The sequence below is a fragment of the Shewanella sp. ALD9 genome (assembly GCF_002836315.1).
Classification (GTDB): Bacteria; Pseudomonadota; Gammaproteobacteria; order Enterobacterales; family Shewanellaceae; genus Shewanella.
Genome location: NZ_PJCD01000003.1, coordinates 325,771 through 342,516, shown reverse-complemented (window position 1 = coordinate 342,516; position 16,746 = coordinate 325,771). Strand labels below are relative to the sequence as shown.

At 41.0% G+C, this 16,746-nt stretch carries 19 protein-coding genes; 5 read left to right on the top strand and 14 right to left on the bottom strand.

Going from position 1 to position 16,746, the window contains the following annotated elements:
* Positions 1-103: 103 nt before the first annotated feature.
* The 4 genes from CXF88_RS09190 to CXF88_RS09175 all read right to left on the bottom strand — a co-directional run bounded on the left by CXF88_RS09190 (position 104) and on the right by CXF88_RS09175 (position 2,703).
* Entirely contained in the window at positions 104-640 is a 537-nt protein-coding gene (locus CXF88_RS09190; RefSeq protein ID WP_101086577.1) for a YaeQ family protein, read from the bottom strand.
* A 78-nt stretch (positions 641-718) separates the two neighbouring features.
* A complete protein-coding gene (locus CXF88_RS09185; RefSeq protein WP_101086576.1) occupies positions 719-1,630 on the bottom strand; it encodes a bifunctional precorrin-2 dehydrogenase/sirohydrochlorin ferrochelatase in 912 nt (303 codons plus the stop codon).
* Between the two features lie 8 nt (positions 1,631-1,638).
* The gene (locus tag CXF88_RS09180; protein WP_101086575.1) at positions 1,639-1,998 is read right to left on the bottom strand and encodes a rhodanese-like domain-containing protein; all 360 of its coding nucleotides are present in this window, start codon (positions 1,996-1,998) and stop codon (positions 1,639-1,641) included.
* A gap of 384 nt (positions 1,999-2,382) precedes the next feature.
* Complete coding sequence (locus CXF88_RS09175; RefSeq protein WP_101086574.1) at positions 2,383-2,703, bottom strand: DUF2007 domain-containing protein; 321 nt, start codon at positions 2,701-2,703, stop codon at positions 2,383-2,385.
* Between the two features lie 165 nt (positions 2,704-2,868).
* Between CXF88_RS09175 and CXF88_RS09170 the strand changes: the two genes are divergently transcribed.
* Both CXF88_RS09170 and CXF88_RS09165 read left to right on the top strand, forming a co-directional pair.
* The gene (locus CXF88_RS09170; RefSeq protein ID WP_101086573.1) at positions 2,869-3,270 is read left to right on the top strand and encodes a DUF3224 domain-containing protein; all 402 of its coding nucleotides are present in this window, start codon (positions 2,869-2,871) and stop codon (positions 3,268-3,270) included.
* A complete protein-coding gene (locus CXF88_RS09165) occupies positions 3,263-3,499 on the top strand; it encodes a hypothetical protein (protein WP_101086572.1) in 237 nt (78 codons plus the stop codon). The genes CXF88_RS09170 and CXF88_RS09165 overlap by 8 nt, the downstream gene beginning before the upstream one ends.
* A 62-nt stretch (positions 3,500-3,561) precedes the next feature.
* Here CXF88_RS09165 and secF read toward each other — a convergent pair whose 3' ends face one another.
* The 6 genes from secF to CXF88_RS09135 form a co-directional block, all read right to left on the bottom strand.
* Positions 3,562-4,509 (bottom strand): protein translocase subunit SecF, encoded by a 948-nt coding sequence (secF, locus tag CXF88_RS09160; protein ID WP_101086571.1) that lies wholly within the window; start codon positions 4,507-4,509, stop codon positions 3,562-3,564.
* A gap of 14 nt (positions 4,510-4,523) precedes the next feature.
* The gene (secD, locus tag CXF88_RS09155) at positions 4,524-6,374 is read right to left on the bottom strand and encodes a protein translocase subunit SecD (RefSeq protein ID WP_101086570.1); all 1,851 of its coding nucleotides are present in this window, start codon (positions 6,372-6,374) and stop codon (positions 4,524-4,526) included.
* A gap of 17 nt (positions 6,375-6,391) precedes the next feature.
* The gene (yajC, locus tag CXF88_RS09150) at positions 6,392-6,724 is read right to left on the bottom strand and encodes a preprotein translocase subunit YajC (RefSeq protein WP_011638150.1); all 333 of its coding nucleotides are present in this window, start codon (positions 6,722-6,724) and stop codon (positions 6,392-6,394) included.
* Between the two features lie 25 nt (positions 6,725-6,749).
* On the bottom strand, positions 6,750-7,874 hold the full coding sequence (gene tgt, locus CXF88_RS09145; protein ID WP_011638151.1) for a tRNA guanosine(34) transglycosylase Tgt: 1,125 nt from the start codon (positions 7,872-7,874) through the stop codon (positions 6,750-6,752).
* A gap of 142 nt (positions 7,875-8,016) precedes the next feature.
* Positions 8,017-9,057, bottom strand: coding sequence for a tRNA preQ1(34) S-adenosylmethionine ribosyltransferase-isomerase QueA (gene queA, locus CXF88_RS09140; protein ID WP_101086569.1), 1,041 nt, complete (start codon positions 9,055-9,057; stop codon positions 8,017-8,019).
* Positions 9,058-9,125: 68 nt separating this feature from the next.
* Entirely contained in the window at positions 9,126-9,314 is a 189-nt protein-coding gene (locus CXF88_RS09135; protein WP_101086568.1) for a hypothetical protein, read from the bottom strand.
* Between the two features lie 194 nt (positions 9,315-9,508).
* Here CXF88_RS09135 and CXF88_RS09130 point away from each other — a divergent pair, with 194 nt between their 5' ends.
* The 3 genes from CXF88_RS09130 (at position 9,509) to CXF88_RS09120 (ending at position 11,521) form a co-directional block, all read left to right on the top strand.
* Positions 9,509-10,105, top strand: coding sequence for an ACP phosphodiesterase (locus CXF88_RS09130; RefSeq protein ID WP_011638153.1), 597 nt, complete (start codon positions 9,509-9,511; stop codon positions 10,103-10,105).
* A gap of 29 nt (positions 10,106-10,134) precedes the next feature.
* Positions 10,135-10,716, top strand: coding sequence for a protein disulfide oxidoreductase (locus CXF88_RS09125; RefSeq protein WP_101086567.1), 582 nt, complete (start codon positions 10,135-10,137; stop codon positions 10,714-10,716).
* A 151-nt stretch (positions 10,717-10,867) separates the two neighbouring features.
* Positions 10,868-11,521 carry a pseudouridine synthase gene (locus CXF88_RS09120; RefSeq protein ID WP_101086566.1) on the top strand — a complete coding sequence of 218 codons (654 nt, stop codon included), beginning with the start codon at positions 10,868-10,870 and terminating at the stop codon, positions 11,519-11,521.
* Between the two features lie 287 nt (positions 11,522-11,808).
* On the opposite strand, the gene sstT is transcribed toward CXF88_RS09120, so the two are convergent.
* The 4 genes from sstT to CXF88_RS09100 all read right to left on the bottom strand — a co-directional run bounded on the left by sstT (position 11,809) and on the right by CXF88_RS09100 (position 16,718).
* Positions 11,809-13,041 (bottom strand): serine/threonine transporter SstT, encoded by a 1,233-nt coding sequence (gene sstT / locus CXF88_RS09115; protein ID WP_101086565.1) that lies wholly within the window; start codon positions 13,039-13,041, stop codon positions 11,809-11,811.
* Positions 13,042-13,545: 504 nt separating this feature from the next.
* Positions 13,546-14,436, bottom strand: coding sequence for a chemotaxis protein CheV (locus CXF88_RS09110; protein ID WP_101087199.1), 891 nt, complete (start codon positions 14,434-14,436; stop codon positions 13,546-13,548).
* Positions 14,437-14,940: 504 nt separating this feature from the next.
* The gene (locus tag CXF88_RS09105; protein ID WP_101086564.1) at positions 14,941-15,420 is read right to left on the bottom strand and encodes a dual specificity protein phosphatase family protein; all 480 of its coding nucleotides are present in this window, start codon (positions 15,418-15,420) and stop codon (positions 14,941-14,943) included.
* An 11-nt stretch (positions 15,421-15,431) separates the two neighbouring features.
* Positions 15,432-16,718, bottom strand: coding sequence for a DEAD/DEAH box helicase (locus CXF88_RS09100; protein ID WP_101086563.1), 1,287 nt, complete (start codon positions 16,716-16,718; stop codon positions 15,432-15,434).
* Positions 16,719-16,746: the final 28 nt, after the last annotated feature.

Genomic DNA, 16,746 nt, shown 5'->3' with positions numbered 1-16,746 from the left:
ATTAAATTTAATTAATTTTTGATAAATTAAGGTTAAATTCACTTTACTGTGATCGTAAGTATGATAGCTAAATGTGATAGCAACCCAAATAACGTAAATACCACTACTTTAACGTTTCAGGCTCTATTAACACGCTATTATTTGCATCCGACAACCACACTTGCCCTTCGCTAAGACTAACTTGTAACGCCATATTTCGATTAACAAATACATCCATTTGTTTCACCGCATCTTCTGGAAAATTAATCACAGTTAAATTATCGTAGCGAGCAAACGCTTGCTGGTTCTGCTGCCACCAAATAGGCACACTTCGGCCACCATAAGTATAAAGAATAACGTGTTTTGACCGACCACAGGCTTTTCTAAGCCATTTCTCATCAGCTTGACCAAACTCAACCCAAAGATCGATTTCACCACTCAGATTTTTATCCCAAAGTTCAGCTTCATCATCAACACATAACCCTTTACTAAACACTAAAGTTTCGGATGCATTAATGGCAAATGCCAGTAAACGCACCATCATGCGCGTATCGGTTTCGGACGGATGTTGGGCTAAGGTAAACTGATGATCGGCATAATAATGACGGTCCATATCTGCAATCTGCAGCGAGACTTTAAAAACGGTAGCTTTAGCAGCCATAAAAGGTTCCAACAAGTATAAAAAAACCGAGTCTACTACAAAGTAGACTCGGCATAATAGGACATCGTACTTATCCGGTTAAATAGCGCCAGGGCGTAGATGTTTAGCCATTGGAAAATGCGCACTTAACTGGGCGACTTTTGCAACAGAAGACACTATCAACATACGAGATCCATGTTCATATTGATGAGTGATATCACTTAACAATGGCACCGCTTCTCTGCTTGCATCTCGCCTTAATAATTCATTAATCTCACTATCAAGCGCACTATCACTGTAAACCACGTCTAATGTCTGTAACAGCGGCATTGCTGCAATAGGGAGTAAATGTGCCGGCGTATCCTCGGTTAACAAAAGAATCTCACCTTTAACACTAAAGTCTTCAAAAGACTCAAGGTAACGTTGTTCTGTTAATGCATCGAATTTATCTTGATTAGTGGTAAAAAAACGTTCCCAAAATAAACGTCTATCTTTGCCTGCTAATAATTTATGTTGTACTTCCTCGCGCTTGCTGGCAACAAAATCAAATAAAGGCGCTAATGATGACGGTAGCATAGTTTCGAGGCGTGAACGGATGGTTCGAGCGAAAACAGGTGCGGCACCAGCCGTACTTATCGCAACCACTAACCGGCCTCTATCCACTATCGAAGGCGTAATAAATCGACAAAATTTAGGATTATCGACCACATTCACCCAAATCCCCCGCTCTGTGGCCAACTGCGCAAAATCCATATTCAATTGCTCATCGGCAGTAGCAAGGTAAATGATATCCACATTGGCAATATCATCAGCACATACTTCACGACGAGACAGCTGGATCCGCCCCTGCGTATAATAGTTTTCAATATCATTGGCAACCGTCGGCGCTATGACATGAATATGAGCATCCGTACGAGACAACAAATCGAGTTTACGTGTGGCAACTTCACCAGCACCAACCAATAAGACCTTCAAACCTTGAGTATCGACAAACAAAGGGAAATATTGCATTAATCTACTCAGTCTTCAACGATAGGGAATTGATGTTGTATCCAAGCACGGTAGCCACCAACCAGTGAGGCGACTTGCGTATAACCCATAAGTTGTAAATTATAGGCAGATAATGCTGCACGCTGGCCGGCGCCACAATAAAGTAATATTGGAGTATTTTCATCCGGAAAACGATGCTCTATATCACGTTCAATAATGCCACGACTGAGGTGTTTTGCATTAGGTAAATGCCCTTGTAACCATTCGTTATCTTCTCGCACATCAATTAATTGCCATTGATCTTGTTGTTGATATTGCTCAATGGTTAACAAGCTAACATGTGGCATAACAGAATCGACCAAACTGGCGAATGCTGGAGAGGGTTGCATAGCGTTTCCTTAAGTTAGTTAAATCACTCATTTGTGACAAATTAACACTACATACGTCATAAACCTAAAAGTAGTTTAATCATTAGAGTCTATTGGATTTTTGAAAGCAATTTTGCTGCAGTTAGTGGCAATTTACTATAACGAGGAGTTTATGATGGTGTCATTTACATGAATAAGCGCTAATTGCGCCGAAATAAGCCACATATGCAATCCTAGTGGCTCAACTAAACGGGCGCATATTTATAAACTAGGCTCTTTATTACTAAACGTAATTGACTTAGACACTTTTCGTCTAATATTTACGTCGCGATTAAACCCCGTTTATGTTGAATACTATGTGGTCATGAAAGATGGCTTTCAACGTTAAAAAACCATCATACGGGTTTATTCGTTATGCATTTCACTTCTTTGCGAACTACATTGCCAACACAATTCAAAACTGCCTTCGTTTATTTCATGGCATTGGACACATTGCCATTGAGGCTGTTCAATATCGAGTGAATCGAGTAAGGTTTGCGCAGTGACAAGTTGATTGTCTGCTACCCATAATTCTACCGTTTGCATTTCAATCGGTAAACCGCCTACACCACCAATGAGTGCTTCACCTTTAAGATCAACTTCAATTCCACTGGTTTCAAGTAGCCCTTTCCATGTGTGAGCCTGCAGTAAATTACCACCGGCTAATAATACTTTTCGTTGTTCCATGCGTTATCCTACTGCATTGCTCTTGCTGGCAAATTTGTTTCATCCTACTGCCTCTACCAAAATCTGTCGAGTGTTGTTTATAAATTGGACATTTGTCATAGACAATGATTATGTTAACTTTATATGAACTCTTCGCATTTAATAACATCATAAGCAGGGCTTTACATGACAAAAATAGTCTTAAAAGGTGTATTTCAAATCACCGCTTGGAATGAATCGGCATATGCTGAACACGACAATAACAGCAAACAAACCATTGCCGAAATTACCCAAACGTATTCTGGTGATATCAATGGTTCAGCTCAAATTCGCTATGTAATGTCATATCAAAATGGGGAGGCTGCGGTATTTGTTGGAATGGAGCACTTAACCATAAACACGCCAGAAATATCCGGCACCATAGTGTTACAACATAATGGGGTATTCTCGCAAGGTGTTGCACAAAGCCAATTCAATGTAATAGCTGACTCGGGTACCGATAACTTGCATCAATTTATCGGCCACGGTGAGTTTACCTCAACCGAAAACGGCCAAGCAGATTACCTCATCACTTTGCATCATGACTAAAATAACCATTTCTCGTTTAGAGACTAATATCGGTACATTTAGAGTATCTGGGAAGATGATGGTAACTTCACTGATGTTTCTCAGTGTCGACATACTCGGCAGTGATGGGTGGGAAGCGCTGATAATCGACCCACAAACTCAATGGCACAAAACCTTGATGGCTGCCTGTGAAGTGCATTTAACAGAACAACAGAACAACAGAACAACAGAACAACAGAACATAACTTAGCCATAAAAAGAAACCCCAGCAAGCTGGGGTTTCTTTTTAGCGATAAAGATTAATAATACTTATTAAGGCATCATTGAAGGTTGATCAGCACCTTCTTTCTCAATCTCTACCGGTAACATATGCTCACGGTTGATACCCAATTTAATGGCTAAATAACTTGCCACGTAAATCGATGAGTATGTACCAACAAAAATACCGAGTAGCAATGCAGTCGCAAAACCATGGATCATTGTGCCGCCTTTTAAAAACAGCGCAATAACGGTAATTAATGTAGTACCTGTAGTAATAACAGTACGACTCATGGTCTGAGTGATTGAGGTATTCACAATCTCTACAGGGGTGCCTTTACGCATTTTAAGGAAGTTTTCACGGATACGGTCATACACTACGATGGTATCGTTAAGTGAGTAACCTACAACTGTTAATAAACCTGCCAATACGGTCAAGTCAAACTCAAGCTGTAATACCGAAAATACCCCTAAGGTCACAATAACGTCATGGGCTAGCGCCGCTACAGAACCTGCAGCTAAACGCCATTCAAAACGAAATGATACATAGATAAGAATACAGATTAAAGCAACAATAACGGCTAAGCCACCCTGCTCCGCTAATTCCTTACCTACTTGTGGCCCAACAAACTCAACACGCTTTTGAATCACGCCTGAATCAATTGACTGCGCAGCAGTTAATACTGCTGCAACCTGGACATCACTTTTTAACTCATTTCTTACCGGTAAACGCACCAATATATCGCGGCTTGAACCAAAGTTCTGTACTACCGCACCTTCAGCTTCAGCTGTGGTCATGGTCGCACGTAAAGCATTCAAGTCAACAGGTGCTGAAAACTCCATTTCAACAACCGTACCGCCGGTAAAATCTAAGCCCCAGTTAATGCCTTGTACGCCTAGCGATACAAAAGAAGCAATAACTAAGATCAACGACATTACACTAATAGGAAGTGCATGACGAAGGAAGTCGACTGTTTTCTTTACTGAAAATATTTGCAACATATTCAACTTCTCCCTTAGATAGACAATGACTTAACGCGCTTACCACCCCAAACCGCATTCACGATTGAGCGTGTGCCAACTATGGCTGTAAACATCGAAGTCGCGATACCTATCATTAAGGTAACAGCAAAGCCTTTAACCGCACCGGTACCGACAGCAAACAAGATTAACGCTGTCATAAAAGTGGTGATGTTAGCATCTGCAATGGTTGAAAAAGCATTACCATAACCTTCATGGATAGCTTGTTGTACGCTGCGACCGCCAAGAAGTTCTTCACGGATACGTTCAAAAATAAGTACGTTACCGTCAACCGCCATGCCCACCGTTAATACCATGCCCGCAATACCTGGCAAGGTTAATACCGCACCTGGGATCATAGACATCACACCAACAACCATAATTAAGTTTGCCATCAATGCAAGGTTGGCAATAAAACCAAATGCACGGTAGTAAACCATCATAAATACAAGAACAACAACCATGCCCCAAATCATCGCTTGAACACCGTTTTGGATGTTTTCAGCACCTAAGCTTGGGCCAATAGTTCTTTCTTCCACAATGGTCACTGGCGCGATCAACGCTCCTGCACGTAATAATAACGCTAGGCTTTGTGCTTCAGTATGCTCAAGACCGGTAATGACAAAATTACGACCTAAACGAGCCTGAATCGTCGCAACTGAAATAACCTCTTCAATACGAGTCATTTTCACTGTGCCATCAGGATTACGTGTACCACTGTCTTTATATTCGATAAACAATGTTGCCATTGGTTTACCGATATTATCTTTGGTGACGTTAGAGAAAATCGAGCCGCCTTTCGCGTCAAGATTAATCGCTACCTGTGGACGGCTGTATTCATCAAAAGTAGGTTGTGCACCAGTGATATGATCACCCGTTAGCATCACTTCTTTTTTCAATACGGCAATCCCGCCTTCACGGCGTTGGTACACTTCTGCACCTGCTGGAACACGACCATTTGCTGCTGCACTTACGTCGGCTTTATCGTCAACCATACGAAATTCAATCGATGCCGTAGCACCTAAAATTTCTTTTGCACGAGCTGTGTCTTGTACACCAGGCAGTTCAACAATAATGCGCTCAGCGCCTTGACGTTGTACTACAGGCTCAGCAACACCCAACTCGTTAACACGGTTACGAATAGTGGTGATGTTTTGCTGTAATGCTTCTTCCTTAATTTGCTTAAGGTAAGCATCACTCATGGTAGCAAGAAGCATAAACTCATTACCGCTACTCGCGTCGGTATAGGTCATGTCATTGCTGCGAGTTTTTAAATAAGTCTCAGCTTGGTCAACAGTTTCAGCATCTCGAAACTTAATCGCAATTCCTTTAGGGGTTTTACGAATACCAGCATAACGAATTTTTTCTTCACGAAGCTGGCTACGGAAATCAGCTATCTTAGCTTCTTCCATTTTACGAATAGCTTCGCCCATATCCACTTCCATTAAGAAGTGAACACCACCACGTAAATCTAAACCTAATTTCATCGGCGACCCACCAACAGCTTCAAGCCATTCAGGGGTTGCCGGAGCTAAGTTTAACGCAACGGTATATTTCTGACCAAGCAGTTCAGCGATAGCTTCTTTCGCCACCAACTGCTGCTCAGGATTTTGCACTCGGACCAATAACTGACCATTTTCAAGCTCGGCACGCTTTACGGCAATACCCTGGCTATCTAATAAATCAACCACAGCCGTTTGTGTCGATGCAGTCACTTCTGCGCCGCGAGTTGCGACAATCTGCACTGCATGATCTTCACCAAACAAATTTGGTATTGCATAAAAACTACCAATGGCGATGACAAGCATCACCATGATGTTTTTCCACATTGGGTATTTATTTAACACACCATAGCCCTCTTGGCTTATAACGACTGGATAGAACCTTTAGGCAATACCGCTGCGATGTAATCCTTTTTAATCGTGATTTGGTTGTTATCATTAATCGCTAATAACACATAATCACTTTCTTCACCGATTTTGGTCACTTTACCGAGAATGCCACCACTGGTTAACACTTCATCACCTTTTGAAATCGACGCCATTAGGTTTTTGTGCTCTTTTACACGCTTTGACTGTGGACGGAAAATCATGAAGTAAAAAATTAATCCAAACATGACTAGCATGAAAATTAACTGCATGGTTTCGCCACCGGCTACACCACTGATTGGACTTGCATATGCATTTGAAATAAACATAGTTCTCTCTTCTTATTAGCTAAAATTAAACGATTAACTCAGGTACTTCACGACCAAAACTGGTATAGAACTCCTTAACAAAGGCGTCTAATGTACCTGTCTCAATTGCGCCGCGCAAACCTTCCATCAACATTTGGTAATAACGTAAATTATGGATGGTGTTTAAACGCGCACCTAGAATTTCATTACAACGATCTAAATGGTATAAATAAGCACGTGAATAGTTTTTACAAGTGTAACAATCACACTTAGGATCTAATGTTGCTGTGTCATCACGGTGACGTGCGTTACGAATTTTAATCACACCTTCACTGGTAAATAAATGGCCATTACGGGCATTACGTGTTGGCATTACACAGTCAAACATATCCACACCACGACGAACACCTTCGACTAAATCTTCAGGTTTGCCTACGCCCATTAAATAGCGCGGCTTGTCAGCAGGAATTTGCGGACAAACATGCTCTAAAATACGGTGCATGTCTGCTTTAGGCTCGCCAACAGCTAAACCACCTACGGCATAACCATCAAAACCTATGTCTAAAAGACCCTTTACGCTCTCGTCACGTAAATCTTCAAATACGCCACCTTGAATAATGCCAAACAAAGAGTTTGGGTTTTCTAAACGGTCAAACTCATCACGTGAGCGCTTAGCCCAACGCAGTGACATTTGCATCGACTTACGTGCTTCGTCATGTGTCGCTGGATACGGTGTACATTCATCAAAAATCATCACCACGTCAGATCCTAAAGAATCCTGAATTTGCATTGATTTTTCTGGGTCTAAGAAAATCTTTTCACCATTGATCGGTGAACGGAAATGCACACCCTCTTCAGTAATTTTACGAATGTCACCTAAACTAAACACTTGGAATCCACCCGAGTCCGTTAGAATAGGGCGTTGCCAATTCATAAAATCGTGCAAATCACCGTGTTTACGCATGATCTCTTCGCCAGGACGTAACCATAAATGGAAGGTGTTGCCCAATAAAATGTCGGCACCAGTAGCGCGCACTTCTTCAGGCGTCATACCTTTTACCGTACCGTAAGTTCCAACAGGCATAAATGCTGGTGTTTCTACAGTGCCACGATCAAAAATAAGACGTCCGCGACGTGCACGACCATCAGTTGTATCTAATTCAAATTTCATAAATCACCTTGCCAGATAAACAGTCTGACTCGTTTAGTTTCTATAGTAATGAGGGCAAATTTTAATGCTTCAAGGTTACTGACACATTAAATCAAAAAAACGCCCACTATTGTGGGCGAGTATTTTAAATCAAATTCATTGCCTACGGGGCTTTTTTCGTCACAAACATCGCATCGCCATAGCTAAAAAAGCGATATTTTTGCGTAATCGCATGTTGATAAGCCTTCATGACCGCTTCATAACCTGCAAAAGCACTCAACAGCATGATTAATGTTGATTCTGGTAAATGAAAATTAGTGACCATGGCATCAACAACTTTAAATTGAAAACCTGGGTAAATAAAGATATCGGTATCACCACTAAAGGCTTCAAGCGGACCTTCTCCACTCGCGCGTGCTGCGCTTTCTAATGAACGCACTGAGGTTGTGCCGACGGCAACAACACGATTTCCAGCCGCTTTAGTAAGCGCAATTAGGTCAACAACCTCTTGTGGAACATTAGCCCATTCTGAATGCATCTTGTGCTCAAGCACATTATCGACTCGTACTGGCTGGAATGTACCGGCACCGACATGCAAAGTCACAAAGGCAATATTAACCCCTTTGGCTTTTAAATCGGCTAGCATGGCATCATCAAAGTGTAAGCCTGCTGTAGGTGCAGCTACAGCACCTGGCGTTTGGTTATACACTGTTTGATAACGTTCTTTATCAGCATCTTCATCTGGACGATCAATGTAAGGAGGCAGTGGCATATGGCCAACGTCTTCAAGGACTTCTAATATGGTTTTATCAGACAGTAACTCAAGCTCAAACAAAGCATCGTGACGAACCAACATTTTCATTTGGTAGCCGCCGTCTAAGTCGATAATCGTATCCACTTTAGGCGATTTTGAACTGCGAACATGGGCTAGAATACGTTTATCGTCGAGCATACGTTCAACGAGAATCTCAAGCTTACCGCCAGTCGACTTTTGACCAAATAAACGCGCAGGTATGACTCGGGTGTTATTAAACACCATCAAGTCTCCAGGATTGATCAGATTGAATAAATCAGTAAACTTTTTGTCGGCAAGCTCACCGTTTTCGCCACTTAATGTGAGTAAACGCGAAGCATTGCGTTGTGCTGTCGGATAGCGAGCAATCAGCTCATCAGGTAGGTCAAATGAAAAATCTGCAACACGCATAGTATGATCTCAACAGTAAAAACGGCCGCTAGTCTATGGCGACTGCGGGTTAAGATCAAGTTTGGTGATTATTTTGTCGGCTTTTGTTCTATCGACTCGGTGTCGATATCGTCCAGTTCAATAGTATCTGACTTGGCAGAGTCAAAGGTTTGGGCCGATTTATATGAATGTTCTTCATAACGCATGTCGATGTGTACTTTATTTCTTTTTGGTGCAGCTGGCTTACCCAATAACTTTTTAATCCAGTCTTTCATCATCCTTGATCCCTAAATTAATCCTATAACCTTTAAAAAGCAGTTACATATACGCATCACAATGATACGAAGCTCAATACTCCATGACATTTATCTATAAAACGTTATGATTAACACCACTCACTTGCCACTTTGTAACGCTTTGTTACAAACGGCTAGTATCATACTGTAAAATAATAAAATTAGAAGTACAATTTATGAACTTTTTAGCTCACTTACATTTAGCCGACATCAGCGATACTCACCTAGTAGCTAATTTGTCGGGTGATTTCGCGAAAGGTAACATAGAGCAACATCCAAAACATCTGCAACAAGGGATATGGCTTCATCGACAAATAGACCAAATTACTGATAGTCATGAAATTATTATCGACCTGCTCAAGCTGTTTCCTAAAACCTCACGTCGTGTTGCACCGATATTAGTAGACTTAGTATTTGATCATTACTTAGCATTTTATTGGGAAGAGTATCATCATCAGCCATTAGATGAATTTTGCCAAAAAGCATACCACCAGCTTAGTACTACACTTGAACTACCTCCGACGTTACAGGCCATTGCGCCACAAATTATCCAGCAAGATTGGCTTAGTAGTTACCAAACAAGGCAAGGATTAGATCAAGCGATTAAAGGCGTCAGTCGTCGTTTATCAAAACCAGAACTTTTTGACCATGCCATTAAAGATATCGATAAGATTTATATTGATATCGAGATTGCATTTAGAACCTTTTATCCACAGTTAATGGCCTATAGCAGGCTTTATAGTCGTAAGACTCCGGCAGCATATTTACCTTAATACAGGGTATTTATAGGAATTAATGTCGTATGCCGTCATGGTTACTTAATCTAAAATACACACTCAAAACCAAACGGTTTTGGCTAACGAGTCTACGCGATATAATCGTTATTGCGGTGGTGTTGTTCGCTATCGCGAGTTATCTACAGCGAGATATGCGAACAGGCATAGCGATGCCAATTAACGCATATACTATCGCCAATAAACCAATATCATTATTTACTTCAGCATCAATTGACGCCCAGCAGCATATCAGAGAGAACAGTACCCAAAATAAACCCACCTTGGTCTATTTTTGGGGCACTTGGTGTCCGGTGTGTAAGGTGACCTCTCCTATGGTGAACTCGGTTAATCTTAATCCAGATTATCAGGTTGTTTCCATTGCAGTAGCTTCAGGTTCTGACGACGACATCAGCACCTTTATGCAACATCATCATTATCATTTTGATGTCATCAATCAGCATCAAACAATGCAATTAAGCCAACAATGGGGCGCCATGGCATTGCCTGCTATTTATATCGTTGATACTGAAAACAATATTCGCTTTGTTACCTCTGGCGTAACAAGCAGTTGGGGAATGTCATTACGGTTATGGTTAGCGACCTGGTAAAGCAGCCATAACCAAACAGCATTATTCAGTCGAATAATTGGTTTTTGGTTATCAGTAAAACTTTGTTAGTATCCGCAACATGAGTACTCGCGAGATTAACGTTTCGCCACATCAATACCTGAATCAGACACAATTAGAGAGACAATTTATAATGCACATCTTTACTTATCAACCACCCTCAATTCCGTGGTTGGACATACGCTATAAAGACCGTGACATTATCGTCATCAATAAGCCTTCAGGCCTATTATCAAATCCAGGGCGTTCACCTGACACACACGATACGGCCATAACCCGTTTGCAACGATGCTATCCTGAAGCGATTTTGATCCATCGTTTAGATTGTGATACTTCTGGGATCATGATTTTTGCTCGTACTAAAAAAGCGGAATCACATTTAAAAATTCAGTTTCAAAATCGCCAGGCCAAAAAAGTGTACATTGCTGAAGTGATTGGCCACGTGGGTGAACAACAAGGTAAAGTGAACTTTGCCCTAGGACCTAATCCAGATTCACCACCATTCCAAATGCTTACAGATTCAGGCAAAGCTGCGTTAACCTACTTCCAGGTACTTGAACATAGGACGCAGTCAACCCTGATGGAACTTAAACCCCACACGGGTCGCACTCATCAGCTTAGGGTTCATATGTTGGCGCTTGGCCATGCCATTTTAGGCGATGAGTTTTATGGCGATACCGAAACAATTAGTGCCAGTAAACGGTTAAACCTGCATGCGCAATCGCTCACAATTACCCATCCTTATAGCCAAGTCGAGATGACGTTTTTTAGTCAGCATCCATTTTAATATCTTAACCAGAGCTTGGGATAAGATATTAAAATGTAGTCAGAAGGATTAAAAGCTTAGCGATTAATCACTATCAATATTATTATTTGTCTTAGCAACAAGACGAATCGACGCGTCAATATCTAGCCTATTGCAAGTCTTCTTGTGTAAAGAATAACGCAGGTATCAAGACAAGGAACTGTTTGAGAGGCGTTTGTTATCTTCACATCAGGCTACCTTGGCCATTCAAACAAAAAAATGCCGACGCTATCGCGTCGGCATTTATCAATAAGGACTTTTTCACGATATTAACGAGCTTGAGCTGTCTCTTTCGCTTCAGCAGCTTCACATGCTGCAGCAGTAAAGATCACATCTGTAGAGCTATTTAATGCAGTTTCAGCTGAGTCTTGAATAACACCAATAATAAAACCAACTGCCACAACTTGCATAGCAACATCATTAGAAATGCCAAACAAACTACACGCTAATGGGATTAATAATAGTGAACCACCGGCAACACCTGAAGCACCACAAGCAGAAACGGACGCTATCACGCTCAATAACAGAGCTGTCATAAAGTCCACTTGAATACCCAAAGTATGAGCTGCTGCTAATGTTAATACCGTAATGGTAATCGCAGCACCGCCCATATTAATGGTGGCACCTAATGGAATAGACACAGAATAGGTGTCTTTATGCAATTTTAGCTCTTCACACAATGCCATGTTGACCGGAATATTGGCCGCACTTGAACGGGTGAAAAAGGCTGTAACACCACTTTCACGTAAACATTTAAATACTAATGGATATGGGTTACGTTTAATTTTGACATAAACGATAATAGGGTTAATCACCAAAGCAATGAATAACATGGATCCCACAAGTACCATCAATAATTGGCCGTAACCCGCAAGAGCGTCGAAACCTGTTTCAGCAAATGTAGCCGCAACTAAACCAAAAATACCAATTGGTGCTAAACGAATGACAAAGCGGACTATATTTGACACCGCATCACTGACATCAGAGAGCATTTGCTTAGTACTGTCGCTGGCATGATGCATGGTTATCCCAAGGCCTGCCCCCCACACCAAAATACCGATGTAATTGCCCGTTAATAATGCGTTCACCGGATTATCAACAACTTTGAACAATAAGGTATTGATTACTTCGCTAATCCCCTGAGGAGGATTTGAGCCCTCTATCCCGGCTGTTAGTAGTAAAGTCGTTGGAAAAGCAAAACTGAATAATACTGCTGTTAATGCCGCTGCAAACGTTCCGAAAAGATATAGCCCAATGATAGGACGCATATTGGTTTGACTATTTTTCTTTTGATTGGCAATCGATGATGCAACCAAAACAAAAACCAGTATTGGCGCAATGGCTTTTAAAGCACCCACAAAAAGTGAGCCCAAAAAAGCCACATTATTGGCACCTGTGGTTGAAATACTTGCCAGAATCACGCCCAAAATGATTCCGCTGATGATTTGTAGCACGAGGCTACCGTTAGCGATACGAGCTAACAGTGATGTTTTTTGATTCATTGCTTAACCTATGATTATTATATTTATGACTTTTTATGATCAAGGTTTTGCTTATCTTTAGAAAAAGGAAACATCATAATACTCGTCGTATCCACGTATTCATCACCTTGCAGCTTACAGCGATATAATACTTAGGTTACGATACTCATGACATCTCGATAATATCAATGCTATTACTGAAAACACCCTACTCTCTTACTCATTGAGGGAGATTAACTCACCACACTCAATTAGCACACTTCAATCAATCCGTTTTCAGGGATAGCACTCCCTCATTAAAGTTAAGCATTACCTTGTGCCCAGCGAATATACTGAACACTATAAAAGCCTTGTAGCTATATATCAGGATGCCATGTAATAAGTCTAGTGTTGATACCAAATGAGTAAAAAAATTCAATCATCGGTCATAAAGAAAGCACTAATTTGACGGTTACAGGTTACTTGCTGTTAAATTGTTAACGATGTTAAAAGCTGAAAATACCATAAAAAAAACAACAGCAATCATCAAGCAGGCTGCAGTGCTTGAGCACCTCTAAGCATCGCTTCAATCAACTCTTTAGCATCAAATTTTGTTAATGCCTCATTGGCTCCGACTTGTTTAGCTTGGCTAACACTGATTTCGCTGGATAAGGACGTATGTAAAATAATGTACGCGTGTTCAATCGCTGGATTATTTTTAACCTCAAAGGCTAATTCGTATCCATCAAGTCCTGGCATTTCAATATCACTCACCAGTAAATCAATAGGCTTTCGTTCTTCCGCGGCTTGTTGCATCATCTGCAGAGCGTCGCGACCATCTGCCGTCACCTGATAAGCAATGTTAATAGAGTCTAATGCATCAGATAATTGTTTACGGGCAACTTTTGAGTCATCCACCAGTAAAATACGTAACGGTGTTAATTTCTCACGTTGTACATCGGTTAATATCGCTCGATTATTAATCGGATCATCCGGAAATATTTTCGACAGTAATAACTCGACATCTAATAACTGAACGAGCTGATCATTAAAACGGGTTACACCTGTTAAAAAGGCATTTTTGCCTAAGTTACCTGAAGGTGCTTCGATATTACGCCAATTACATTCAATGATTTTATCGATTGAGCGCACAAGAAAACCTATCACCATTCGCTGACAATCAGTAATGATGATATAGCTATCTTTAAGCTCTGCTTCGGTAACGGGTCTATAGCCTATACCTGCAGCCATATCGATAATCGGAATAGTCATACCCCGAATGGTTGCTGCACCAAGAATAGCCGAGTGAGAGTGTGGGATTTTAGTTAAAGGAGTAAACGGCACGAGTTCACGAATTTTTAAAGTACCTAAAGCAAACACTTGTGTTTGATTTAATTTAAAAAGCAATAAACCCTGCGATTGATTCGCTTTGCTCATTTTCGGACTCATCATTACCCCTTCATCTGAAGACTGAAATCTACTTCACTATAGCATTTATCGTCAGTCTTTAGACTAGCTTAAGTGGCCTATTTTATCTGCAAAGATCATTACAAATCACAAAATTAGCTATACATCCGATAATAGCCAACTCGATAAATCATTACGATACAATTACGGTTCTATAAATAATGAGTATTTGAGACGGAGACTTTGGTTGATAACCAGAAATAGCAAACTACATTAGTACTATTTCCGCAACAAGTTGTCGATATGTCGTGCAAAAAAGATCAACGATTGAATTGTTGTGAACCTTCTTATGTAATTTATCAAAGCCGGGAAAAACTTAATCGGCAATATACACATATAAGCTAGAACATAGTGCAAGTTAGCACCGAATATAGCCTAATAAAAACAACAAAGGGAAACAACGATAATTAAATCAGCCACTGATTTAATTATCGTTGTTTCCCTCATTATTATGATGCTTTAAATTGACATTAATCAGTTCGAAGCAGATTGCAGCTCGTAAAGCACATCATAAACAAATTGATCCCACCCCTCAGCATCGAACGCTAAGCCACTGGCATTACGAACTTGACTAACCGCATGCAAAGGCGCTGCACCGTTCTCCATCATATAATAAGCCATCACCATTTCTGTACGATTGATCCCAGAGCGACAATGGAGTAACACTGGTAACTGATCAGTTTCACATTCACGAATAAATGTTAATACCTGGGGGAGTATTTCAGCACAAATAGCTAAATCATGCGGCTTAGGTGGAATATTATCAGGTAAATTAAATACTTTATGACGAAGACCTAATTCAGCCATAGCGTCGATATCGCAACCTTCACCATTATTTAAGGATGCAATTGCACCGAAACCGGCTTGCTTTAACTCAGCTAAGTCCCACGCATCTTTGTTTGGACCGCTACGGCCTGCAACTTGTCCATCAACTAACCAAAAAATATGTTTCATATTACCTACTACTAATCTGGTTTTTTAGCCCAAATATCAACATTAACTGAGGACAACTTTTTACGTTTTTTCTTACCGCTACCTTCTGGCTTCGCTATTGGCTTAGGTTGTTCCAGTACGCTTTCAGGCACTACATCATCAGCCTCAAATCCGTTAACTTGTTCACGTTCAAGGCGAATTTGATTCTTTTTCTCGATAACAGAGAAGTGATGATACTCATCATGCGACAACAAGGTCAACGCTAAACCGACCTCTCCCGCACGTCCGCTGCGACCAATTCGATGCATATAATCTGCTGGACTACGCGGTAAGTCAAAATTTATTACCACTGGTAATTTTTCAATATCAAGGCCACGAGCAGCAATGTCAGTCGCTATGAGCACTTGAATATCTCCAGCCTTAAAACCTTCCAATACACGACTTCTCGCGCCTTGGGCTTTATCACCGTGAAACACCTCTGCAGTGATACCACGTTTAGCCAGTTTTTGAGCTAAATGATTGCAACTATTTTTGGCATTAACAAAAATCAATACTTGGCGCCATTGATGTTGTTGTAGCAAGTGCGCAAGTAATGCGGTCTTTTTTTCACGATTAACCGTCATTACCCGTTGTACTAATGTACTCGCTTCAGCGCTTTGTAATTGTATCTCAAGCGGATTAACGAGCAGCGCTTGCGTTAGTTGGCGTACTTCATCTGGAAAAGTAGCTGAAAACAATAACGTTTGTTTTTGCTTAGGAAGTAAATTGAGTACTTGAGTCAATTCTTCAGTAAAACCAAGGCTTAACATTCGGTCAGCTTCATCAAGTACTAACGTTGTCACTTGGGACAACTTTAGTGCATTTGACGATACTAAATCGAGTAAACGACCTGGCGTAGCGACCACCACATCGGCACCACCACGCAATGCTAACATCTGAGTATTAACAGATACACCGCCAAATGCAGCAACCACTTTAATGTCGCCATTTAAATGAACCGCATAGGATTTAAAGCTGTCGGCAACTTGCTTAGCGAGTTCTCGCGTTGGAACCAAGACTAACGCACTGACAAAATTACCTTTGGCAGATGTTGTTGCCCGACGACTCACCAATTGATGTAAAATCGGCAATGCAAAAGCCGCTGTTTTACCTGAGCCGGTATTGGCACCTGCCAGTAAGTCTTTACCGGTTAGTGTGCTAGGAATGGTTTCTGCTTGGATTGGTGTAGGCTGCAGGTATTTAAGCTCAGCTAATCTGGCCAACAATGGAGTATGCAGGCCAAATTCAGCGAAAGTCGTAGCTAAAGAAGCTTGGGTCATGTATCAAATGCGCTCAAAATAATGGATA